Source organism: Gluconobacter thailandicus F149-1 = NBRC 100600, from assembly GCF_000964465.1.
Lineage (GTDB): Bacteria > Pseudomonadota > Alphaproteobacteria > Acetobacterales > Acetobacteraceae > Gluconobacter > Gluconobacter thailandicus.
In genome coordinates, this window is record NZ_BANH01000008.1 from 67,212 (window position 1) to 89,997 (window position 22,786).

Annotated in this window: 12 protein-coding genes; 7 read left to right on the forward strand and 5 right to left on the reverse strand. The window is 59.2% G+C overall.

Annotated features, from left to right (window positions below):
* The first annotated feature begins 5 nt into the window (after positions 1-5).
* Complete coding sequence (locus B7444_RS03035) at positions 6-1,082, forward strand: glycosyltransferase family 4 protein (protein WP_007283427.1); 1,077 nt, start codon at positions 6-8, stop codon at positions 1,080-1,082.
* Here B7444_RS03035 and B7444_RS03040 read toward each other — a convergent pair.
* Entirely contained in the window at positions 1,079-6,328 is a 5,250-nt protein-coding gene (locus B7444_RS03040) for a Hint domain-containing protein (RefSeq protein ID WP_035729355.1), read from the reverse strand. The two genes, B7444_RS03035 and B7444_RS03040, sit on opposite strands and share 4 nt — an antisense overlap.
* A 241-nt stretch (positions 6,329-6,569) precedes the next feature.
* Here B7444_RS03040 and tsaE point away from each other — a divergent pair, with 241 nt between their 5' ends.
* The 6 genes from tsaE to B7444_RS03070 all read left to right on the forward strand — a co-directional run bounded on the left by tsaE (position 6,570) and on the right by B7444_RS03070 (position 16,084).
* Positions 6,570-7,019 carry a tRNA (adenosine(37)-N6)-threonylcarbamoyltransferase complex ATPase subunit type 1 TsaE gene (tsaE, locus tag B7444_RS03045; RefSeq protein ID WP_007283424.1) on the forward strand — a complete coding sequence of 150 codons (450 nt, stop codon included), beginning with the start codon at positions 6,570-6,572 and terminating at the stop codon, positions 7,017-7,019.
* On the forward strand, positions 7,016-10,051 hold the full coding sequence (addB, locus tag B7444_RS03050) for a double-strand break repair protein AddB (protein WP_007283423.1): 3,036 nt from the start codon (positions 7,016-7,018) through the stop codon (positions 10,049-10,051). The genes tsaE and addB overlap by 4 nt, the downstream gene beginning before the upstream one ends.
* Positions 10,048-13,605, forward strand: coding sequence for a double-strand break repair helicase AddA (addA, locus tag B7444_RS03055; RefSeq protein WP_007283422.1), 3,558 nt, complete (start codon positions 10,048-10,050; stop codon positions 13,603-13,605). Before addB ends, addA begins: the two co-directional genes overlap by 4 nt.
* A gap of 83 nt (positions 13,606-13,688) precedes the next feature.
* The gene (gene trxA / locus B7444_RS03060; protein WP_007283421.1) at positions 13,689-14,015 is read left to right on the forward strand and encodes a thioredoxin TrxA; all 327 of its coding nucleotides are present in this window, start codon (positions 13,689-13,691) and stop codon (positions 14,013-14,015) included.
* Positions 14,016-14,101: 86 nt separating this feature from the next.
* The gene (rnd, locus tag B7444_RS03065) at positions 14,102-15,304 is read left to right on the forward strand and encodes a ribonuclease D (protein ID WP_007283420.1); all 1,203 of its coding nucleotides are present in this window, start codon (positions 14,102-14,104) and stop codon (positions 15,302-15,304) included.
* Positions 15,305-15,439: 135 nt separating this feature from the next.
* The gene (locus B7444_RS03070) at positions 15,440-16,084 is read left to right on the forward strand and encodes a GcrA family cell cycle regulator (protein WP_186810569.1); all 645 of its coding nucleotides are present in this window, start codon (positions 15,440-15,442) and stop codon (positions 16,082-16,084) included.
* Between the two features lie 58 nt (positions 16,085-16,142).
* Here B7444_RS03070 and B7444_RS17420 read toward each other — a convergent pair whose 3' ends face one another.
* The 4 genes from B7444_RS17420 to B7444_RS03090 form a co-directional block, all read right to left on the reverse strand.
* A complete protein-coding gene (locus B7444_RS17420) occupies positions 16,143-16,484 on the reverse strand; it encodes an energy transducer TonB (protein WP_081603779.1) in 342 nt (113 codons plus the stop codon).
* A 215-nt stretch (positions 16,485-16,699) separates the two neighbouring features.
* On the reverse strand, positions 16,700-18,331 hold the full coding sequence (locus B7444_RS03080) for an efflux transporter outer membrane subunit (protein ID WP_007283416.1): 1,632 nt from the start codon (positions 18,329-18,331) through the stop codon (positions 16,700-16,702).
* Positions 18,331-19,509, reverse strand: coding sequence for an efflux RND transporter periplasmic adaptor subunit (locus tag B7444_RS03085; protein ID WP_007283415.1), 1,179 nt, complete (start codon positions 19,507-19,509; stop codon positions 18,331-18,333). The genes B7444_RS03080 and B7444_RS03085 overlap by 1 nt, the downstream gene beginning before the upstream one ends.
* Positions 19,509-22,682 (reverse strand): efflux RND transporter permease subunit, encoded by a 3,174-nt coding sequence (locus B7444_RS03090; RefSeq protein ID WP_007283414.1) that lies wholly within the window; start codon positions 22,680-22,682, stop codon positions 19,509-19,511. Before B7444_RS03090 ends, B7444_RS03085 begins: the two co-directional genes overlap by 1 nt.
* Positions 22,683-22,786: the final 104 nt, after the last annotated feature.

Genomic DNA, 22,786 nt, shown 5'->3' on the forward strand with positions numbered 1-22,786 from the left:
CCCGCATGCGGTGCGCCTTTGTCATCCAACATATTAATGCAACAGGCGGAACCGAGCGCTCTGCCTGTGCGGTGATGAACGGGCTTGTTCAGCGGGATGTGACGGTTCATCTGCTGGAACTTGTGGGAAATGGCCCACCCGTTTTTCCGCTGGATGACAGAATTCCCGTAAAATCCCTGTTTGAAAAGCCGGTAAAAATTTTCAATTCCTGGCTGCGAATTGTCGGACGATTGGTGCGCTATCTGAAGCGTCACCGCATCGACACGCTTGTTGTCGTGGAAGCCACACACGCCCTGTATGGCGTGGCCGCGGCCCGTCTGGCCGGGAGTCGCTGCATCGTATGGGAACACTTCAATTTCAACATTACGCTGGAGCGTCGCAAAAGGGTCTGGGGGCGACAGATTGCGGCCAGATGGGCTGACGACGTTGTTGTTCTGACGGCTCGGGACAAGGCGCTCTGGCAGGCAGGACGGGAGGTGCGGGCGTCTCTGACAGTTATTCCCAACATGGCACCTCCTGTCTGGAAGACGCCCTATGATGACACTTCACGAACCGTTCTGACGATAGGCCGACTGACGACACAGAAGGGGCACGACCTCCTGTTGGAGGCATGGCAGAAGGTGGAATCTGACGCGCGTGGAACAGGGTGGTCTCTGCTGATCCGTGGCGATGGGCCTGAGTGGGATCTTTTGCATCAGGCCATAAACGGCCTCTCGCATGTCACGCTGGCTCCCGCAACACACCAGATTGAAGCAGAGTATCGAGGGGCTGGACTGTATGTTTGTTCTTCCCGCTATGAAGGACTTCCCATGGTTCTGCTGGAAGCCTCGTCGGCCGGGCTGCCGATTGTATCTTTCGCCTGTGAAACCGGCCCTGCGGAAATCGTGGAGGACGGTGTAAATGGAGTGCTGGTTCAGCCGGGCGATATTCCAGAACTGGCCGAAGCGCTTCTGTCTTTAATGGCGCAGACAGAAAAAAGGCGGACCATGTCTGCCATGGGCCGCCGTAAAGCATTGGAGTTTCAGGAAGAGACAGTCATGGCCCGATGGATGGACCTGCTGTCTCTTCCTCGTGGTGTTTAGCCTGCTGCGCGAAGGGCAGCTTTCTGGTCCAGCGCGCTGTTCAGTGCTGCCATGACGGCATCTTCGGAGAACTTCGCCTGTGTATAGGCGTGCCCTGCCTGAATGATGTCTGACAGGTCTTCGGCCTTGTGGAGTGTGACGATCTGGTGAGCCAGATCCTCCGCTGTTGCCTCCACGAGTGACTGAAGGCTCTTTGGAAGGTTCAGGCCTTCAGCTGCAACGGGTGTCATGATGCAGGGCACACCTGCGGACAGGCTTTCCAGAACCTTGCCCTTGATGCCTGCACCGAAACGCAGCGGCGCAATGCTCAGGCGTGCCTGACCGAGAACGCTGCCCAGATCCTGCACGTGCCCCAGAACGCGGATACGATCGCTGGCCAGCGCGTGGATGCTGTCCGGCATGTCTGCACCAACGAGTGTGCAGGTGATGGTCGGGTCCATGGCCCAGACGGCCGGCATAATGTCCTGAACCAGCCAGCGGGCGGCATCTCCGTTCGGGGCATGGGCGTAGTTGCCGACGAACAGCACGCCATTGCGGTTTGTGGTCTCAGAAGCAGTCTGAGACACAGCCCACGGTACGACATGCACATTCGCCTGAGGCAGATCTTTGCGAAGCTGGGCGGCTTCGGTCTGGGAGTGCGTCAGTACGGCATCGGCCTGGAGAGCGGCACGATATTCCGCCACCCGAATCTGATTGGCCTTGGCCATCAGTTCCGGTCGTCCCTGAATGGCAGCCTGACGGGCCAGACGCAGGAAGTGCAGGTCTGCTACGCTATACAGCACGCGGGCTTTGGTCTGGTTGCGACGGACAAGTGCCATGTAGCGCGTGGCGACGTCTTCCCGGTGCAGATACACAACGTCAAAGCTGTCTTTCTGGCGGGACAGCGCATCTTCGACGGACGCGAAGACCGGTGCGCCCTGAACTGTCACGGTCGGGAGCGTTTCCAGACGCGTGGTGATGGTCATCTGGTCCGCCGCAATGAAGCAGACGTCGTATCCCAGGCCTTCCAGCGCGACCATGTGGGACAGGATGGCCTGTGATCCTGCGTCCCGTTTCGCATCGGGACGCAGGCTGTCGATCACCAGAGCGCGTTTGCGCTGCGGTGCGCTGGCAGCTTTCATGCCACGGCGGCGACGGCTGGCGTTGAGCGCCTGATCCGTGAGGCCGCTGAGGGCCTGTGCGCGGGTCTGGCGAAGCTTTTCGACCTGCCCCAGCAGGAAGGACAGAACCTGATCGCCCGCCTGCTCATCAGCCGCCGCCGCGACAGCGCGGGCGACGGTCTGCTCCATGTCTGTGTCGAACATGCCGACGGCTTCCAGAACCTGCGGTGCGCTGACCAGAGCGCCATCGCTTTCACGGCGCACTTCCAGAACATGACGCGTCAGAGGGGAGAGGCCCCCTGGCAGGATGACGTCAAACCCGCAGAGCAGCGGACGGCCCGTCTTTGCAACATCCGGACGGCGGCCATTGGCCATAACGGATGCCAGAACCACACCGTTATCCACGATCTGAAGCGTTACGGCCTCTTCAGGGGCCGTCGGGTTTGTGACCCAGCCGGAGATGCGATTGCGGGTGGCGATGTCGATGCAGCCGTCCAGAGGCTCGACCGGTACGGAAGCCACGACAACCTTGGGAGCTTTCTGCGCCTTCTGGTCCATCATCCAGGGCGTATTGCCGAGGGCAGCACCATCCTTGATGCTGCGGACTTCCAGAATATGTCGCTCCAGCGGAGACAGACCACCCGGAATATCAAACCGGAAACCACAGGCAGAGCCAACATCCGGGCGAACTTTGTCGGCCAGAACTTCGCCCAGAACAACACCGTTATCAATGATCTGAAGCCGGACAGCTTTTATACTGTCCTGAACGCGTGCCCATCCCTCGATGCGGTTATGGGTTACGATGTCCACATAACCTTCCAGCGTCTCTGAGGCCATGTGGATGTCGGACGACAGCGCGTTCAGGCGTGTGCGGACGGCAGCCAGAAGAGCGCCTTCCTCAACGCGCGGGGCGCAATACTGGGCTGGAACCTGTTCTGCATTCGGGTAGAGCACGCTGTAGTCGGCGGCGTTGTGGAACATGCCGCGAGAGCTGTCGTCCACGAAGGTTTCGGATTCCGCGCCGTTCGCGAAAATGACGTCATGGCTTTCCAGTTCAATGTGGAAATACGCGACTTCATCCATGCGCTCGGCTTGCAGGATGGTGGTGCCGTTCACGAGCGACAGGGCCGGGATCAGTACGCCGTCCAGATACATGGCGTGCAGCGGGGAAACCGACAGATCGTGCTGGGGCAGGCCGTTGCCCAGTGATCCTTTGCGGAACGTGACGGGCAGGACATCTTGGTTGCCATTGGCAAATGAGCCCGAATAGCTGCGACGGCCGATCCAGTGAATGGGGCGCAGGCCGTTCAAGCGCGTCTGGATCAAATCGCCAACTTCAAGCTGCTCGACCGGAACGTCGCCGCGTTCGGTGCGGATCAGCGTACCGCGACAGTAGCAGGGCGTGCCTTCCGCCAGAAGCATCGTACCGCCCGTGCTGTCGGACTGAAGCGTGAAGAAGTCGGCGTCGTAAGCGCTATCGAGGGCAATTGTGTAGGTATCGGTGCCGTTGGATACTTCCAGCGTGGACGGATCGGTCAGGGTTGCCGTGGCACTGTCGGACCAGGCGAGTTCCGGCAGGTCCACCTTTGCGCCGCTCGCCAGACGGATGTTCTGGGTCGTGCTGCCGGCATAAAGCGCAAGACGGCTGCCATTCCCAACGCTGACGTTCGAAGCCGTACTGCCGCTGTGGACGGCGGCGGTCTGGCTGTCCGTCAGGGTGACATCAGACAGGGCGGCACCATTCGTAGCGCTGTAATCCGTCATTTCCAGCAGGGTCAGGGACGGGTCATGGTCGGACTCCGCATCCAGTTGTCCCGTATTGACGTGCAGGGTCTGGAACTGGCCCGCGTTCGCAAATCCGTCCGTGCCAACAGTATGATCGAGGGACTGGGCGTTGCCTTCATAGATATAGGTGTAGCGGTTGCTCGCGTCTTCCTTGGTCTCCATGTCTGTCAGGCCAGCATTGGCGTAGACCTGATTGGCGTCGCTCCACGCCACATCGTTGAAGTCTCCAAGGATGCCGATCTTCGCAGTCGGATCGCTTGAAAGCTGGTTCTGGACGTAGTTCGTGATGTACTGGGCCTGCGCGATCCGGTTGTTGACCGTACTGGTCGTGCCGCCATGGTTCACGGGCGGCTGGGTCGCCCCATAGAGTTCCGAGCTTCCCGCCTGTGAGGACAGGTGCACGTTGATGAGCGTGACGTCCTTGCCGTTGAATTCGAACGTTCCAACCAGTGGCAGGCGGGTGTTCTTGAACGTGCCGCTCAGTTCTTCGCTGCCGATCGTGGTGACGGGTTCTTTCAGCGTGACGCGGTCTGCGTTGTAGAGGAACACGCTGCGGATGTTGCCGCCGGAAACACCACCCTGCGTTCCGTTCGCCGGATCAACCTGTGCCCAGGAGTAGGTCGGGCCGCCCGCAGCGGCGATGGCCTTGACCAGAGCAGCAAGGTTCTGCTCCGCGCTGACGGTGCCATCATTGGTGACACCGCTGTCATCCTGGATTTCCTGAACAGCCAGAACGTCCGGGCTATCAAGATTCTGCACGATGATCTTGGCAACCTGCGCGAGGCGGTCAGCATTCGCCGGGTCAAGGGCGTTGAAGTTCTCGATGTTATAGTCACTGACGAGAAGATTCTGCTCGTCCTTGTGGAATGTTGTGACCGGAGCAGGGGTTTCCGTGTGAATGACCGTGACCTGCGTGGTCGGGATTAGCTCATAAACGCCGTTGTAATAAGTCAGAACGCCTGTGATATCGCCGAGCTTGTCGCCCACTTCGGCGCTGATGGCAGAGCCTGGAGTGACACCGCTGTCGTAATAGATCTCGACGCGCTGGGTGTTGATGCTGCTCTCGGTGCTCTGAAGCGCACCGGTAGGCGTCAGCAAACCATTGCCGTTGTCAGGCACGACCCATGTGGCGTTGGAGGCTGTGGCACCGGTGGCTACGACATCATGCAGGGTAATGACCTGACCGATGAGGTTACGATAGAAATCAAGGGCATTCGTGTCGGGGCTCAGAGACGCCGTGCTCTTGTTAAGATCAATCGCCTGCTCAAGGTCCCCGAGGTAAGACGCGGCTGGAACCGTCAGGCCACCCTGACCAATGACCGTTGGGGCAATTTCTGCGTAGGCAGCACCCGTATCGGTATAAGAGACCAGATTGATTTCCGGCAGCGTGAGGGACTTGCTCCACGACGTACCGGAGTAGTTTGTGACCGTTCCGGTAACGGTCACAGTCTCACCCACGGTCGGAAGGGTGGCTGTCTTGCCCGCATAGACAAAGATGCCTGTGCTGCCGACGATGTTCTGGTCTTTATCCGCTTGCTGAACCCAGAAGCCGATGCTGCCATTCGTATCAACGGCGGTTACGACGCCGGTGGTTGTAACGCTGACACCGGCATAAGGGCTGTAATAGCCGACGCCATTGATTTGCTGGATCGTCAGGGCTGTCGGAGTTGTGGTGCCGGTACTGTCGCCCGTTCCCGTATCCGAGCCAGAGCCTGTTCCTGTATCTGAACCCGAGGAACCAGTGTCAGATCCGGAAGAACCACCGGTATCAGATCCAGCACTGCTGCCGGTACCATCGTTTGCGGCCCCCGGCGTCACAAGAACGGTTCCTGCTGCTGCCGTCGTTCCATAGCCTGAAATCCCGGCAAGGGATGGGTCGTCAATGGCCCAGTCTGAGGTGCTGTCCGTGTCGGTACCGTCAGGAATGCGCGAGGCGCCGGCAATCAGTTTGCCCGTCAGGACCGGAGCGCCAGCATAGGTCGGATCGCTGCTGCCACCGTCCGAAACGGCAATGGTGTCCCCGATTTCAGACCATGGTGTGGAGGTGAAGGTGCCTGCGTTGGCGGTGTCGAGATCATCGCCAGCCTTGCCGGTGAAATTCTTGACCAAAAGGACAGTTTGCGTGCCGTTCTGCAAAGCATTCGTCTGGTATGGCGTGACCCAGTAACCAGCGCTGTTGGTCGTTCCAAGCTGAAAAACGTTGTCAATCTTACCCGCAACGCTGCCGTCACCATCGACGACGAGCAGTGACCATTCGCTGTAATCTGTGTCGGCATCCCCTTTGACTTCAATAAATTCGTTCGGATCACCGGAAGGACTTGGATTGAACATGAATTCATTGATCATAATCTTGGATGCCATCGGTCAATACCCTGACAGGAATGGTTTTATTCAGAATGGTTACTGAAAAGTTAAAAACCATTTCTCTTTGTATGTAATAAAGAGTCAATAAGGATTGTTTTGATTTTGCAAAGAATCACAAAACATTCATTTTATTTCGTTTTGTGTCATATTCTATGCTTGTAGTGGGCAATATCCTGTTGCCAGAAACCAGAACATTCCCCCGCTTGATGGATGGCGCGTGCGGCGTCACATTGCGTGGATGCAGATACGTCTTCCCGATCAGTCCTCGACCGAACATCTTGCGGCCCGAATCGCCGGGCTTTGCGCTCCGGGCGATTGCATTGCCTTGTCAGGTGGTCTGGGGGCTGGGAAAAGCACCTTCGCGCGTGCGTTTCTGCGGGTTCTGGCCCGTGACCCACAGATGGAGGTTCCAAGCCCGAGTTTTGCGCTGGTTCAGCCTTACGACACCTCCGCCGGGCCAGTTTTCCACTATGATCTATGGCGGCTGGATGGGCCGGATGCGCTGTATGAACTGGCCTGGGATGAAGCCTGTGAAGGCATCATGCTGGTGGAGTGGCCAGAGCGCGCTGAAGATCTGCTCCCTGCCAATGCCCTGCATCTGACGCTGACTGCCGGCGCGACAGAAGACGAACGGTTTGCAGAGCTGACCGGCTGGCCGGACGAACGTCTGAGCGGGATTGCGCTATGACGGTTGTTACGATCGCGGGTACCGAGCCGTTTCTGGATCGGGTTGCTCATGAATGGCTGAAGCAGGACCCCGCTGCCGGAACAGATGGCCCAGGGCTGCTGCTCGTGCCGAGCCGTCGTGCCGGCCGTGCGTTGATGGAAGCCTTCCTGCGGGTACTGGACGGGCAGGCGTCCCTCCTGCCGCGCATCGTGGCAATCAATGACGTGGATGAAGAGGCGCTGGCGTCCATCGGGATTGATGTCTCGTTGCCTCCTGCTGTTGAGCCACAGAGACGGCTTGCCGTGCTGTCCATGCTGATTCTGCAAACGCCCATTGTCAGTGTCGGGGTGGACAAAACCAAGGGCATTGATCGGGCCTGGCCTCTCGCCAAGGCGCTGGCGGACCTGATGGATGAGGCCGAGCGGAGCGGGGTCGATCTGGCGGCAAGTTTGCCAGAAGCCGTGGAAGAACGCTTTTCAGAACACTGGCAGCAGACGCTGAAATTTCTGGAAATTGTCACGACAATCTGGCCGAAATGGCTGGAAGAAGAAGGCTTGTCGAACCCCGTTGCCCGTCAGGTTGCGCGTCTGAAAGCGCAGGCGGACGCGTGGCGGCATCTTCCGCCTCATACGCCCGTTTGGGCGGTCGGGTTTGCCGATGGGTCCGCAGCGGTTTCAGATGTGCTGGCGGCGGTGGCGACATTACCGGCCGGGCTGGTGATCCTGCCGGGTGTTGATCTGGACTTACCTCAGGCGATGTGGGACGCGCTGCCCTCGTCGCATCCACAGGCGGGTCTCAAGGAAATTCTCACAGATCTGGGCCTGACACGCAACGCTCTGACGGATTGGGACGGCGGCAGGGATCGGGCCAGAGAGCGCCTGATGCGTGGCGTCATGCTGCCGGAACAGGGGATTACGGCCTGGGGGCGGGATCTGAACCCGCGTAATATTTCAGGCCTGTCTCTGCTGCCCGCACAGGATCAGCAGCAGGAAGCGCAGTCCATCGCGCTGATCCTTAGAAATGTGGTGTCCGTGCCCGGGCAGACCTGTGCGCTTGTGACACCAGATCGTAGCCTTGCTCAGCGTGTCGGGACCGAGCTTCTGCGGTTCGGCATCTATGCTGATGACAGTGCCGGCGAGCCTCTGGCGCAGACGCCAGCCGCCGTCTTCCTACGTCTGATCGCCACGGCGGCCGAGGCCCAGCTTTCACCGGTGGCTCTGCTTTCTGTTCTGAAACACCCTTTGGCGTCTCTTGGTCGGACACCGGGTAACTGTCACGCCTCGGCCCGTCGGCTGGAGCGTTTGTTGCTGCGTGGACCCGCTCCTGCACCCGGTATCGCGGGCCTCAAAGCGGCACTTGAGACGTATATCCAGAACCAGCGTGATCCGGACAATGGCGCCAGCGCGGATGCTCCTGATGAGCCGGAAGGCCCAGCAGCGTTCATCGCCCGGATTGAAGCGGCTTTCGCTCCTCTGCTCAGCCTCTCCGGCGCGGTTCCGCTCCCCGAATTGCTGGAAGCCCTGATCCATACTGCCGAAGCCCTGGCCGCGACCGAAACAGAACTGACCGCAGAGCCCGAAGAAGGACTGCATCCGGGCGGCCGTCTCTGGATGGGGGACGATGGTGAAGCTCTGTCCCGCCATCTGGCTGCCCTGATCCAGCATACCGGCATCCTGCCACCGCAAAGGTTGGCGCATCTGGATTCTTTTTTGAATACGTCCATGGCCGGGCAGATGCTGACGGGCCTGCGCGCGCATCGGGGTGGTGTGGAACTGGCCCATCCGCGTGTCACCATTCTCGGTGTGCTCGAGGCGCGTCTGTTGGCGTTCGATGTGGTTGTTCTGGGTGGATTAAACGAAACGGTCTGGCCACCTGCGACTGATCCGGGGCCATGGTTGAGCCGCCCAATGCGGACGCGTGTTGGGCTGCCGTCTCCTGAGCGGCAGATCGGCATCAGCGCTCATGATTTCGTCTCAACGGCTCTGGCCGCTGGGGAGGTCGTGTTTTCCAGTTCCGCTCGACGGGATGGTGCACCGGGTGTGCCCGCCCGCTGGATGGTGCGAATGGAAGCATTCCTGGGTGGCCGCGGGCAGAAGCTACCTGTGCATCCCGCGCTCGAATGGCAAAAGGCCATGGATCAGCCGCTGGATGGTGCAGAAACCGTGGCTCCCCCAGAGCCAAGGCCTCCTGTGGCACTCCGGCCGCGTCGTCTGAGCATCACGGAGATCGAGACGTGGATGCAGGACCCGTATGCCATTTACGCCAAGCATGTTCTGAAGCTGAAGGCGCTTAAGCCGCTTGAAGAAGGTGCAGAACACGCGGATTTCGGCATGATTGTGCATGAGGCCATGGATCGGGTTCTCAAAGACTATCCGGATCGCTGGCCGCAGAATGTGGCCGCATCCCTGAAGCGCGCCTTCGCGGAAGAACTGGCCAAGGCCAATATGCGACCTGCGCTGGTCAGTTGGTGGAGCCCAAGGCTGGAGCGTATTGCAGACTGGGTCGCCATACAGGAGCGGAGCCGTCGGGAACAGGAACACGCCATCGCGCGGCATATGGAAGTGTCTGCGTCCTTCAGGATCGAAGCTGCACGTGCACCGTTCGAACTGCGCGGTAGGGCGGACCGCATTGATGTTGATGAAGACGGCAAGGCGACGATCTTCGATTACAAAACCGGCTCCCCGCCCACCGGCAAGGCGGTGGAAGGTGGGTGGTCCATTCAGCTTGTTCTGGAAGGGGCACTGCTGGCTAAGGGCGCTTTCGAAGGCGTTCCGGCGGCTGAGACGAAACAGCTTCTGTACTGGCATCTGACAGGCGGCGATGATCCGGGGAAAGAAAGCGAAGTCCCAAGCCGGAAGTCCAGCCTTGATGCGGCTGCCCTGATTGGTGAGGCCATGGAAAAACTGCGTGGCCTCATTGATGAGTATGACCAGCCCGAGCAGCCTTATCGCTCCCAGCCCTGGGCCGGGCATGTGCCACGCTACACGGACTACGCCCAATTGGCACGGGTGGATGAATGGCGCGCGGCCTATGCGGAAGGAGACGACTCATGAGCGAGACCCGCAACCGCGCTGACGTTATTGCTGAAGCCGATCGCACGCAGCTTGCTGCCTCTGATCCGATGGCGTCCGTGTTCGTGTCTGCGTCCGCAGGATCGGGCAAGACGAAGCTGCTGATTGATCGCCTTCTGCGTTTGATGCTGCCGCTTGAAGTGGAAGCGGATGATGGGTCGATTATGTTGGCCGAAGGGGCAAACCCCTCCCGCATCCTGTGCCTGACCTACACTAAGGCCGCCGCCGCCGAGATGGCCAATCGTCTCCAGGCCCGGCTTGGCGAATGGGTGTCGCTCCCGGATGAGCGTCTGGGCCGAGAACTTGAGAAATTACGTGTCCCCAATACGGATGAGACACGCCGTGCGGCCCGTGCGCTGTTCCTGAAGGTTCTGGACCTGCCGGGCGGTCTGCGGATCGAGACGATTCACGCATTCTGTCAGTCTCTACTGCGGCGTTTTCCACTTGAAGCCTCGGTCGATCCGCATTTCACCTTGATGGAAGACACGGACACGACGCTGGCTTTGCGGGAAGCCATGGAAGATGAACTCGCCAAGGCTCCGAAAATCGTGGCGGAAGTGGCGGGGACCATCGGGATCGACAGGTTCTTCCAGCGGATCCGCGCTCTGAATATGGAAGAAAGTCGCGTCCGTCCCCTGCTGGATCGTTGGCAGATCCTGCCGGACGCTGTGCTGAGCGCCTATCAGGCAGCCCTGAAAGCCGGGCAGGAGGCGGCGTCTGATCTGGAAGGGTTGGTCTGTCAGCCTCGCAAGGAAGCGGAATTGCGGGCCGGACTTCAGGCGGCGCTCGGCGTTGTCACGGCCGCTGCGAAACCAACTGTGGAGCAGATGCTTCTGTGGCTCGGGACACAGATTGAAGACCGTTCGGCCCCCGTCTGGAGCAAATGTCTGCTGACGGACAAGGGCACCGTGCGGCAGATGAACCGCATCATCAGCAAGAAAGCACAGGACGCTGTTCCTGAAATCGTGCCGCTGCTGGAAGAGGAAGGCCAGCGCCTTCTCGATCTGACAGAGAGCATCAAGCGCGCCGTGCTTCTCTTACTGAATCGCGCGCTTTTGTCTCTTGCTGCACCGATGCTGTCCAGCTTCCGCGAGGGCAAGGCCGCGCGTGGACTGGTGGATTACAATGATCTCATTCAGGAAACGCGGAACCTGCTGGAAGATCCGGGGGCAGCGTGGGTGCTCTATAAACTGGATGGCGGTATCGACCATCTGCTGCTGGATGAGGTGCAGGACAATTCCGGTCTTCAGTGGGAAATCGCCGGGGCTCTGACATCCGAGTTCTTTTCCGGTGAGGGCGCATGGGAGCAGGGACCGAGACCCCGCACCGTGTTCGCGGTCGGCGACTACAAACAGTCCATTTACGGATTTCAGGGTGCTGATCCTGAACAGTTTCATAGCTGGAGAGCCGAGTTTGCGCGCCGCGTTCAGAATGCGGGCCTGCCGTGGCGTGACCCGGATCTGAACGTTTCGTTCCGCTCCGTCACACCCGTTCTGTCTTTCGTAGATGCGGTCTTTTCCCAGCCAAATGCCGCACATGGCCTGCTGGAGCAGGGGCAGGAGACACTTCTTCCCCATGTGTCCGCGCGTCCGGGGCAGGGTGGGCGCGTTGAACTCTGGCCGCTCGTTCCGGTGCTGGAAGGCGAGGACGATGATGAAGGTCTGACGCCCTGGCAGGCTCCGAAAACCAATACCGGCCAGCGCAGTGCGCCGCAGCGTCTGGCGGAGGCGCTCGCCGGGTGGATCGATCAGCAGATTGGTCGTTCGCCGCAACCGGGGCAGGCGCCGTTGAAAGCGGGCGATGTTCTGATTCTCGTGCCGCGCCGTTCATCCTTCCTGCGGTCTTTGATCCGGGCCCTGAAATCGCGGAATGTGCCGGTGGCGACACTGGTGCGTGTTGGTCTGACGCAGCAGGTGGCCGTGCGCGACCTCATGACGCTCTGTGCCGCACTGCTTTTGCCACAGGACGATCTGACGCTGGCGGCAGTTCTGACCTCACCCCTCGGTGGGCTAAGCGATGTTTCCCTGATGGCGCTGGCGACAAAAGATGGTCGCGCCCACGCCCTTGGCCCGAAAGGTCAGCCGCTCTGGACTGTCCTGCGGGAACGTCATCGGGAGCGTGCGGAATGGCAGGCGGCATGGACCATGCTGTCTGCGCTTTATGCACGGGTGGATTATGCCACGCCGTACCGCCTGCTGGCCGAAGCTCTTGGCCCGTATGGTGGGCGCACACGACTTCTGCGTCGTCTCGGGCCGGAAGCGGCTGAACCAGTGGACGAACTCCTGACCGCAGCCTTGCGCTACGAAGGACTGCACCCCCCTTCGCTTCAGGGTTTTCTGCATTGGCTGGAAGCCAGCGAAATCACCAGTAAGCGTGAAGCGGAAAGCGAAACCGGGGCTGTCCGCGTCATGACCGTGCATGGGTCCAAGGGTTTGCAGGCTCGTCTGGTCGTGATGCCGGATACGTTGTCCCGTGCGCCAGCCAGTGGAGACTTCCTGTGGGAAGAAGCCGCCGGGCTGGATCTTCCGATCTGGGTGCCGAAGAAAGATGCTGGCACGGATGTTACGACGGCTTTGTCTGCCCGGGATGCGGAGAAGGCACGGGCGGAAAACAACCGTCTGCTCTACGTGGCCCTGACGCGCGCCAGTGACTGGCTGGTGATCTGCGGAGCCTCCACGAAACGTCAGCCGGAAGACACAAGCTGGTATCGTCAGTGTCAGGCCGGGTTCGAAACGCTCGTCAATACGCGATCCGAACCGCTGGGACTTGGTTGGGACGGAGACCGTCTGGTTCTGGAAGAAGAGCGGAGCGTGGCCCCCGCGCCCGATGCCGCGCCGCAGATCGTCGCGCCCATGCTGGACTTGCCGGTCTGGCTAGGACGTGCGCCTGACTGGCGCGCGGAAGTCGCACCCACAGAAGACGCCATGACCCGGCCTCTGGCCCCAAGTCGGCCGGATGGCGCAGAGTTTGGCGAAGTGCCCGCAGCCCGCTCTCCGCTGGAACTTCTGGCTGGCAGGCCAAAGCCCGTCCGGGAACAGGCCATGCGGCGAGGCACGATGATCCATCGCCTACTCCAGCTTCTGCCAGAAACGCCCTCCGAAGACCGGCTGGCGCTCGCAACGCGCTGGCTTTCCAGACCTGCACTTGGGCTGACAGAGAACGAGGTCGGGCGTCTAACGGATCAGGTCATGGGCGTCCTGCACCATCCAGATCTCGCGCCCCTGTTTCAGGCAGGCAGCCGTGCAGAGCAGCCGATTTCCGGCATCAGTGACGGGCGCGTGGTCTTGGGGCAGGTGGATCGTCTGTGGATCGGGGACGGAGAAATCTGGATCTGCGACTACAAAACGAACCGTACTCCCCCGATTCGGGTCGAGCGGACGCCCGTGGCCTATGTGAGGCAGATGGCGGCTTATCGGGCCGTTCTCCAGCAACTGCATCCCGATTTTGCCATTCACTGTTCACTGGTCTGGACGGAGGGACCGTCCGTTATGGTTCTTCCGGATGGGCTTCTGGATCGCGTACTGCAGGAGTCTTGATTTAACGGGCAGGCTCTTGCAGTCCTGAGCAGAGAAGCCGATATCGGTTTACAGAAACACGTTTCATCACAAGGAACACGTCCATGAGCGCAAATACGGTTGCCGTTACGGATAGCAGCTTTGAAACAGACGTCCTGAAGTCTGACGGCCCGGTTCTGGTCGATTTCTGGGCAGAATGGTGCGGTCCGTGCAAGATGATTGCTCCGGCGCTCGAGGAAATTGGCGCTGAGTATCAGGGCCGCCTGAAGGTCGCCAAGGTCAACATCGACTCCAACCCGGAAGCCCCGACGCAGTATGGCGTCCGCAGCATCCCGACGCTGATCGTCTTCAAGGACGGCAAGCCGGTTGCGCAGCAGATGGGTGCGATGCCGAAGAGCCAGCTCAAGGCCTGGATCGAAAAATCCATCTGATCTGACGGCTACGCGCTACCCACTGCCCTGCATTCGAGGGCAGTGGGGGCGTGGTCAGAGGCGATTCCTTTGTGTAGGATCGGGCCATGCGTCCGAAAGCCTCTGATTTCCCGTCCCCCGTCATCGTGACCTCCAGCGAGGAGGTTGCACGGCTTTGCAATAAGTTGAAGCAGGAGCCGTTCGTTACCATCGATACGGAATTCGTTCGGGAAAAGACTTATTGGCCCGAACTCTGCCTCGTACAGCTTGCTGGCGAAGAAGACGTCGCCGTGATTGATACGCTGGCGCCGGGCATTGATCTGGCTCCATTGGGCGAACTTCTCGATGAGCCCGGATGCATCAAGGTGTTCCATGCCGCACGGCAGGACCTTGAAATCTTCCTTCATATTTTCGACCGGCTTCCGCAGTCCCTGTTCGATACGCAGGTTGCAGCGATGGTGGCCGGATTTGGCGATCAGGTCGGCTATGACAGTCTGGTAGGTGCCATCACGGGGCAGGCTATCGACAAGGCCCATCGTTTCAGTGACTGGTCAGCCCGTCCTCTGACGAAGGCGCAGATTGCCTACGCAGCAGCAGACGTGACGCATCTGCGGACGGTCTATCTTGCTCTTCGCCAGCAGCTTGAGGACGAAGGTCGTCTGCGCTGGGCTGACGCAGAGCAGGCTGTTCTGACATCTGAAGAGACTTTCCGCCCTGACCCGCGCCGCCTCTGGGAAAAGCTCAAGGCCCGCACGAATAATCGCAGGATGCTTGGTATCCTGCGGGAGATCGTGGCATGGCGTGAGCAGGAAGCACAGAACGCCGATATTCCCCGTCAGCGCGTGATTCGGGACGAAAGTCTGCTCGAAATTGCTGCCATCAAGCCGAACAGCATCGAGGCGCTGGCCCGCGTTCGGGGCGTGACCCGCGGTTTTGCGGAAGGCAAGATGGGGCAGGGTCTTCTGGAAGCCGTCCGTATCGGCGAGAGCCTCCCGGACGCAGACCTGCCAAAACCACCTTCCAAATCAGACAAGGGACGCCCTTCTGCTGCATTGGTGGCACTGCTCCGGGTTCTTCAAACGGCCAAGTGTGAACAGCACAAGGTGGCACCCCGCCTCGTGGCATCCTCCGATGACCTGGACCGGATTGCACTGGGTGAAACGGAAGTCGGTGCGCTCAAAGGGTGGCGTCGGGAAGTTTTCGGGCTGGATGCGCAGGCGCTGGTCCGTGGTGAGATTGCACTGGCCGTTGTAAAAGGCTGTGTTGAACTTCAGCGGGTTGCACCAGAAGGTGAGCCCGTCGAAGCATAATAAGCGCCTTCGACGTTTGAATGACTTTCTGGTAAGGAACGTCACCCAGATTATCCCGACCCTGTGATCAGGGGCGGGCAGGGCAACAGGATAGTGGGCCAGACAGGCCCGGATGCGGGACAGAGGAACCGGTATATGGACTGGACGGACGAGACGATCGCCAGACTTCGGGAGCTGTGGAGTCAGGGACTTTCGACCGCTGAAATCGGCCGCCAGCTTTCCATCACGAAGAATGCTGTTGTTGGCAAAGCCCATCGTCTGGGACTGCCGCCGCGCCCGTCTCCGATCCGCAACCGCAAGGTGAAGGACGGAGAAACACCTTCTACGGAAACGCCCCGTCGCAAGCCCCCAACCCGCAAGCCCGCGGCGCCCAAGGCCGAGGCCTCTGCAGATCTTCTGGCTGAAAAGACTGAAGCAAAGCCCGCTGCAGCCAAGACTGACGCCCCAAAGCCTGCACCAGCCAAGCCGTCGCCCGCTCTGGAAAGTATCATGGCGTCTCCGCCGCCACGTCCAGTCGCTGCAAAAGTGGACTCTCCTGCGCGTGTGGCGCCTGTTGCTCCAGAGCCTCGCGTTCCACCGCCGGTTCGTCCTGCTCCCCCACCACGGTTTACAGCCAGCATCGATCGTCCCGCCCGTCGTGGTCCATCCTGCTGCTGGCCGATCGGTGATCCGGGAACACCGGGATTCCATTTCTGTGGGGCAACACCGCTGCCCGGAAAACCCTATTGTGCGGAACATGCCGCCATTGCTTACGTGAAGATCCGGGATCGCCGGGATTGAACAAAAAAAGCCGCCCGGTCAGGGCGGCTTTTTTTATGAATCAGGAGGGTATTCCTGATCACTCTATTATGAAATTGATGTGCAATCTAAAATCTGGGCTGGGTACGGCTTTACCGTTCTGCAGAGCGGGATGATAAATGTCGCGTTCCGCATACAGCAGGGCCGTCTGATTAAACTCCATGTAATGTCCCTGCGTGACATGGCAACTGTGTGCATGTCCCTCAGCATCAATGTCGCAGTGAACTGAAACGTTATCCTCAAGCTGTTGTTTCAGAAGACGGGCAGGGTATTGCGGATTGGACGTCAGGAAATGATTTACGGAAGCGGGCCGGGTCTGATGCGACCTGTCTGGAAGATACCAGGCGAGGCTGAGACACTGTATCAGGCAGATGCAGAACAGGAGTGGACCAAGTTAGCCTGAATTGCTGGCCTCTTCCTTGGGAAGAGGTGCAGGTTCTGTATCAGGCTTCTGTAGCGGTAGATCCATTTCCCCTCACACTTCGCATGTATTGGGCCTAAATGTGACTTAATGTTACTAAATAAAAAGCTTTTTGTGCTCTGGGATTACATACCCATAAAAAAGACCGGCTTCTGAAGAGCCGGCCTTTGCAGGGACTAGTGAGAAGTGTTGGAAAGACTTCCCATGGGCAATGCCGGGAGCGTGTTACCGTGACCCAGCGCAGGGGTATCCGGCGCAGAGATGTTCAGGTTTTCGAATTGCTCTGGATGCTGGGACGCATTGACGTCGCCAACCGGCTTGGGATGGTGAAGATTGTCATATTGCAGCGGCTCAACCGACAGGGTTTGATCCATCGTCGGAAGGTTGAGTGTTGACCATCCGCCACCAAGACTGCGGATCAGATCAACATCCGCCTTGTAGAGACGCGTTGCGATTTCAACCTGATGAATCCGGCTTTCCAGCGTGTTTTCCTGACTGAAAATAGCCTCCAGATAGGTGCCAACACCTCCCTGATAGAGCGTCATGGTCATGTTCTGGGTGTCCAGATTGGCTTTGACGGCTTGCTCAAGAGCCGCATTTTCCTTGGACAGACGCTCCGTGCGGGACAGTCCGTCTTCCACTTCGCGGAATGCCGACAGAACCTTCATGCGGTATTCGTCCCGCGTTTCACGATAAGCCGACCATGTGCGCTGAAGCTCGGCGCGACGCAGGCCGCCATCAAAGAGAGGCATGTCCAGACTTGCGCCATAGGTCCAGAGCGAGTTGGCCAGATTGGCAAGATCAAAGCCGTTCGCTGCGAAACCGCCTCCCAGCTTCAGAGCAATATGTGGATAGAAAGCCGCCCGCGCGATGCCAATTTCCCGGTTGGCCTGCGCCATTTCACGTTCAGCCGAGGCAATATCCGGGCGACGCTGGAGCAGCTCAGACGGAACAGAAGCCGGAATGCTGGGCTGGATGAAGCTGAATGTCTGAACCTGTGGAATATGGAACGCAGACGGAGACGAGTTGGTCAGAACCGCAATCGCGTGTTCCGTGACCTGACGGGCCGCCTGAATATCCAGCTGTGCGGCCTGTGTCGTGTAAAGCTGCGCCTGTGCTCGGGCCAGATCCAGACGGGGTGCGGCCTGATTCTGAACCTGATTTTCCGTAATGGTGACGGCGCGTTTGTAGAAGGAAATGGACTGCTCGTAGATCGCGTCCTGTGCGTCATAACCGCGCAATTCAATATAATCGCGCGCCAGTTCGGCCTGTGTGCTCAGGCGTGCCATGGCGAAGTCCGCTGCACGCTGCTGGGCAAACTGCTTCTGGGACCGCACGCGGTTCCGGATGGACGACCAGAAATCCGGCTCCCATGAGACTAACCCGCCGTAGTCCTCTTCGGTCTGGGTGAGGGTGGCACCATTGCGAAACAGGCGGTCAGCGGACTGCTTGTTGTCTGATGCACCTGCTTCCATGCTGGCGTGCGGAAGCAACTCGGAGCGTGCGGCCGCAACGAGCGACCGTGCCTGAATGAAGCGTTCGGCCGCAGCCTGAATGTCGCCGTTGTCTGCTGTCGCCCGGTCTTCCAGTTCATTCAGAAGTGGGTCATGCAGCATGGTCCACCAGTTTTCCGGGAGAACTGTGTCAGCGGGCGTTGCGACAGCGAACGGGGCCTGACCCTGCCAGCTTGCCGGAACAACAAAGTTGGGAGCCTTGTAAGTCGGTGCCAGATCGCAGGCGGAGAGCCCCAGCAGAGACAGGGCTGAACCGCAAGCAAGCGAGACGCGACGAAGAATAGGGTTCATCATCAGTCTTTTCCAAAGCCGGACTGGTTGTAGCCGCGCTGACCGTCCACGACACTCACCTTATCGCCTTCCAGCACGTCGGCTGGCGGGTTGGAGATGATGCGGTCGGTTGGGGAAATGCCTGTCTGGATTTCGGTCGAGGTGTCTGCCATGCGGCCGACCGTCACGTTCCGGTAATGCACACGGCTGCTCTCATCCACGACAGCGACCTGCATGCCCTTTTCCTGGAAAACGAGCGCACTGGTCGGGATCTCGTACAGATGTGCGTCTTCGTTGTGAGATTTCAGGGCTGCGGAGGCGAAGGTACCGGGCCACAGGACCTCATCCTTGTTCTCAAGCGTGAACTCGGCAACGGCTGTACGGGTGTTGGGGTCGAACCCGCGGGACGTGGTCAGATACTTGGCTTCGAACGTGCGGCCACGATACTGCGGGACGCTAATGGTCGCCGTCAGATCAGGTTGCAGAACATAGGAGAAGGTTTCCGGCACGGAGACGAACAGTCGCAGCTTCTGCACATCCGCGACGGTGAAGAGTTCGGAAGCACTACCCGTCGAGTTCAGTCCGCCACCACCGTTGTTGACGTAATCGCCGACGTTAATGTTACGGGCCGTTACGACGCCATCGAACGGTGCAACGATGGTCTTGAACTTCTCAAGAGCTTCAAAGTGATCGACGTTACGCTGTGCGGCATCCACTTCTGCATGCGCAGACTGTTCGTTTGCATTGGAAACCGAGACGGACTGCCCCGAGACAGACTGGGACCGTCCCATGGCGCGCCAGCGCTCTGCCGTGACGGTGGCGAGGTGATACTTCGCCATCACGGAGTCCAGATCGGCCTTGGCCTGCGCATACTGTGCATCAAGGGCGGGGGCATTGATCTCGGCCAGAGCGTCACCGGCTTTCACATGCGCGCCGTAGTCCTTGTACCACATTTTCACGTAGCCGGAGACCTGCGGGTAGATCGGCGCCTGATACCAGGCGTCAATCGTTCCGGGCAGCGTCAGGGCAACCTTTTCCGGAGACTGCTTGGGAGTGATGACTGCAACATTCGGGATCGCGCCGGCTTCGGTGTCCGCTTTCAGTTCCGTTGCCGCATGGGTTTTTTCAACAACGATGAAGCCCACGTAAAGCGCGAGAACGCAGCTTCCCGCAATGGCGAAGATTTTCGGAGAGCTGGCCATTAGACAGTTTCCTTCTGACGCGAGGAACGGTTGTGGAGGATGGCGTAAACGCAGGGGACAAAGAGGAGGGTCGAGATCGTTGCGACCAGCAGGCCGCCGATGACGGCTTTGCCAAGCGGTGCGTTCGTGGAGTTCGAGACCGCCATCGGGATCATGCCGACAATCATGGCGAGGGCCGTCATGAGCACTGGACGGATACGGCCAAAGCCAGCTTCCAGCGCTGCCTTGAGGGCATCACCATGGATTTCGAGACGTTCGCGGGCGAACGAGACCACGAGGATGGAGTTGGCGGTGGCCGTCCCCATACACATGATGGCGCCCGTGAGGGCCGGAACCGACAGGCGCGTGCCCGTCAGGAACAGTGCCCAGGCAATACCGCCCAGAGCACCCGGCAGAGCCGTGATGATGATGAACGGATCAAGCCAGGACTGAAAGTTCACGACGATCAGAAGATAGATCAGCACCACGGAGACGCAGAGGCCGAAGACCAGCTGCGAATAGGCACCATGCATGGTGGTGGCCTGCCCGTGGACGTCGATTTCAGCCGAGCGCGGAACGTTGTGTGCGTCGTCAGCCAGAACTTTTTTCACGCCATCCAGAACGGAGCCCATGTCCGTGCCTTCGACGTTCACATAGATGTCCATCTCGGACATGGAGTTGTAGTGAGACACTTCGCCCGGTGTGCCAGCAGCCACCACGTCTGCGACAGCGCCGAGAAGCTGGGGGTCGATGTTTTCGGGATTACCTTCACCCTTGTCGACAGGAATGGTCAGCAGATCGCTCAGATGCGTCATCTGATCCTGTGAGGTGTAGAGGTTCAGTGGGAAGGTGACGTTGTCTTCCGGGTCCAGCCAGAACTGCGGATCAACAACGGCTGAGCCTGACAGAGTGTAAAGTTCGTTCTGGGCGATGTCCTGTTCCGTCACGCCCGTCGCCTGACCGAAGGTACGATTACCGTTCACCATCAGTGTTGGCGTGGACATGGTCTGCTGGATGGTCACATCCGCAGCACCCGGAACCTGACGGATCTTGCTGATGACGTGGCGCGCATAGTCGTAGTTCTGCATGGCGTCCGGACCAGAGATCTGAACGTCGATCGGGGCGGAAGACCCGAAGCTCAGAATTTTCTGGGTCAGGTCAGCAGGCTGGAATGTGAAGACCGTTCCGGGGAAACGCTGTGACAGATCCTTGCGGAGCAGCTTGCGGTAGTCCCAGACAGGGGAGGCGTCATTCTTCAGGGCAATCGTCAGATCGCAGTCCTGCGTGCCGACGCTTGGTGTCGGCATGAATGCCTGGTTATGGGGACCTTCCGGCAGCCCGCAATCAGAAATGATGCTTTCAACCTTGCCGGGCAGGTCCTCGTGGATGCGATCATCTACAAGGGCTGCAATACGGCCGGCTACTTCGATACGCGTGCCCAGAGGGGCACGCATGTGCATCTGAAGGGTTCCGGATTTGACTTCAGGGAAGAAGTCCCGGCCCGCGAAGGCATACAGCCCGGTTGAGGCAATCGAAATCAGCAGGAAGACGCCAACGAATGCCGTACGGCGACCGATGCAGCGTTCCAGAAGCGTGCCATAGCCATCACGGAAGCGATTGAAGCGGGCTTCGAAACCTGCCTGAAACCGTCCGAAGAAGCCTTTGGGTTCCGGATGACCATGATCGGTCTCACCATGCGCGCCATGATGAACCTGCCCTGCCAGAAGATACTTGGCCATGGTCGGCACGAGCGTACGGGACAGGATGAAGGACGCGATCATCGCGAAAATGATGGCTTCTGCCATGGGCATAAACAGGTAGCCCGATACGCCGTCCAGCTCGAAGAGCGGCAGCCAGACAATGCAGATGCAGGTTGTGGAAACGAAGGTCGGGATGACGATCTGGTTAGCCGCATCAATGATGGCGAGTTCCAGATCCTTGCCCATTTCAAGATGGGTATCGATGTTCTCGATCATGACGGTGGCGTCATCCACAAGAATACCGACAGCAAGTGCGAGGCCACCCAGCGTCATCACGTTGATGGACTGACCCGCCCATCCTAGCCCGATCAGCGCGCAGAGAATGGCCAGTGGGATGGAGGTGGCGATAATGACGGTCGAGCGCCAGGAGCCAAGGAACAGCAGGACTACGATACCTGTCAGGAACGCGGCGGTGATCATTTCCTGCACGACGTCCTTGATCTGGTCTTTCACCATCACGGAGGCGTCTTCGAGGATCGAGACATGCACATCAGGAGGCAGGATCTTGCGCAGGCGCGGGAGGAGCGCCTTGGTCGCGGCCACAACATCCAGAGTGGAGGCCGTGCCTCCCTTCTGGGTAATGACTTCCACGGCCTGACGGCCCTTCACCAGCACCAGGTTCGTCTGAGGGTGACCACCACGATAGACGTCCGCGACGTCCCGCACATAGATGACCGCATTGCCAACCCGTTTGACGGGGATATTGGCGATGTCTTCCATGCTCTGGGGGGCGGCGTTGGTCTGCACCATCCAGTCGGTCGCATCAATCTTCTGGTCACCAGCGGGTAGAACGATGTTCTGTTTGCGCAGGGCAGCCTGAACGTCCGCCGCGGCAAGATGATGAGCCCGCAGTTCCGCCTGGTTCATGGACACCATGACAAAGCTGTCCATGCCGCCATTCGGGTGAGCCACGACGGCGCCCGGAACCGTTGCGAGCAATGGACGCACCGTAATCACGCCGAGTTTGAACAGATCTGAAGGAGTCTGTTTTTCAGATGTGATCTGAAGGGCAATGACCGGCACCTGGGACGGGTTCAGAGCCATAATCATAGGCGCTGGCACCATCGGTGGCATGCCAAGGAGCACCGTCTGGGAAATTGCTGTCACTTCCGCTTCGGCGTCCCCGATGGGCGTGCCGGGCTGGAAGTAAATATCTACAATCGAACGACCATAATAGGAGTTGGACTCCATATGCTCGATGTTCTGGACTGTCGTTGTGACGGCCAGTTCGAAATTGTAAGTAATACGACCAGCAAATTCCTGTGGCAGAAGACCTGGATAGGTCCAGACCGCTGCGACGACCGGAATTTTGATGTTGGGGAATACGTCTGTTGGCGTCCTGAGGATTGAGAGGATGCCAAGCATCACAATCAGAATCGACAGGACGACGAACGTTAAAGGTCGTCTTAGCGCGGTGACAACAATGGCATTCATTGGTTGGCGCGTCCTAATGCGGTTTAGGTAGATGCGCCGATATACACACTATGTTGCAGAGCTGGATTTAAACTCTCATTTAATACAGACATTTAATTAAATGA

What these genes read in the sequence shown, in the direction of transcription:
- B7444_RS03090 (WP_007283414.1), bottom strand. Translation starts at nt 22,682, where the DNA reads ATGAATGCCATTGTTGTCACCGCGCTAAGACGACCTTTAACGTTCGTC.
- B7444_RS03085 (WP_007283415.1), bottom strand. Translation starts at nt 19,509, where the DNA reads ATGGCCAGCTCTCCGAAAATCTTCGCCATTGCGGGAAGCTGCGTTCTC.
- B7444_RS03080 (WP_007283416.1), bottom strand. Translation starts at nt 18,331, where the DNA reads ATGATGAACCCTATTCTTCGTCGCGTCTCGCTTGCTTGCGGTTCAGCC.
- trxA (WP_007283421.1), top strand. Translation starts at nt 13,689, where the DNA reads ATGAGCGCAAATACGGTTGCCGTTACGGATAGCAGCTTTGAAACAGAC.
- rnd (WP_007283420.1), top strand. Translation starts at nt 14,102, where the DNA reads ATGCGTCCGAAAGCCTCTGATTTCCCGTCCCCCGTCATCGTGACCTCC.
- B7444_RS03040 (WP_035729355.1), bottom strand. Translation starts at nt 6,328, where the DNA reads ATGGCATCCAAGATTATGATCAATGAATTCATGTTCAATCCAAGTCCT.
- addB (WP_007283423.1), top strand. Translation starts at nt 7,016, where the DNA reads ATGACGGTTGTTACGATCGCGGGTACCGAGCCGTTTCTGGATCGGGTT.
- addA (WP_007283422.1), top strand. Translation starts at nt 10,048, where the DNA reads ATGAGCGAGACCCGCAACCGCGCTGACGTTATTGCTGAAGCCGATCGC.
- tsaE (WP_007283424.1), top strand. Translation starts at nt 6,570, where the DNA reads ATGCAGATACGTCTTCCCGATCAGTCCTCGACCGAACATCTTGCGGCC.
- B7444_RS03035 (WP_007283427.1), top strand. Translation starts at nt 6, where the DNA reads ATGCGGTGCGCCTTTGTCATCCAACATATTAATGCAACAGGCGGAACC.
- B7444_RS03070 (WP_186810569.1), top strand. Translation starts at nt 15,440, where the DNA reads ATGGACTGGACGGACGAGACGATCGCCAGACTTCGGGAGCTGTGGAGT.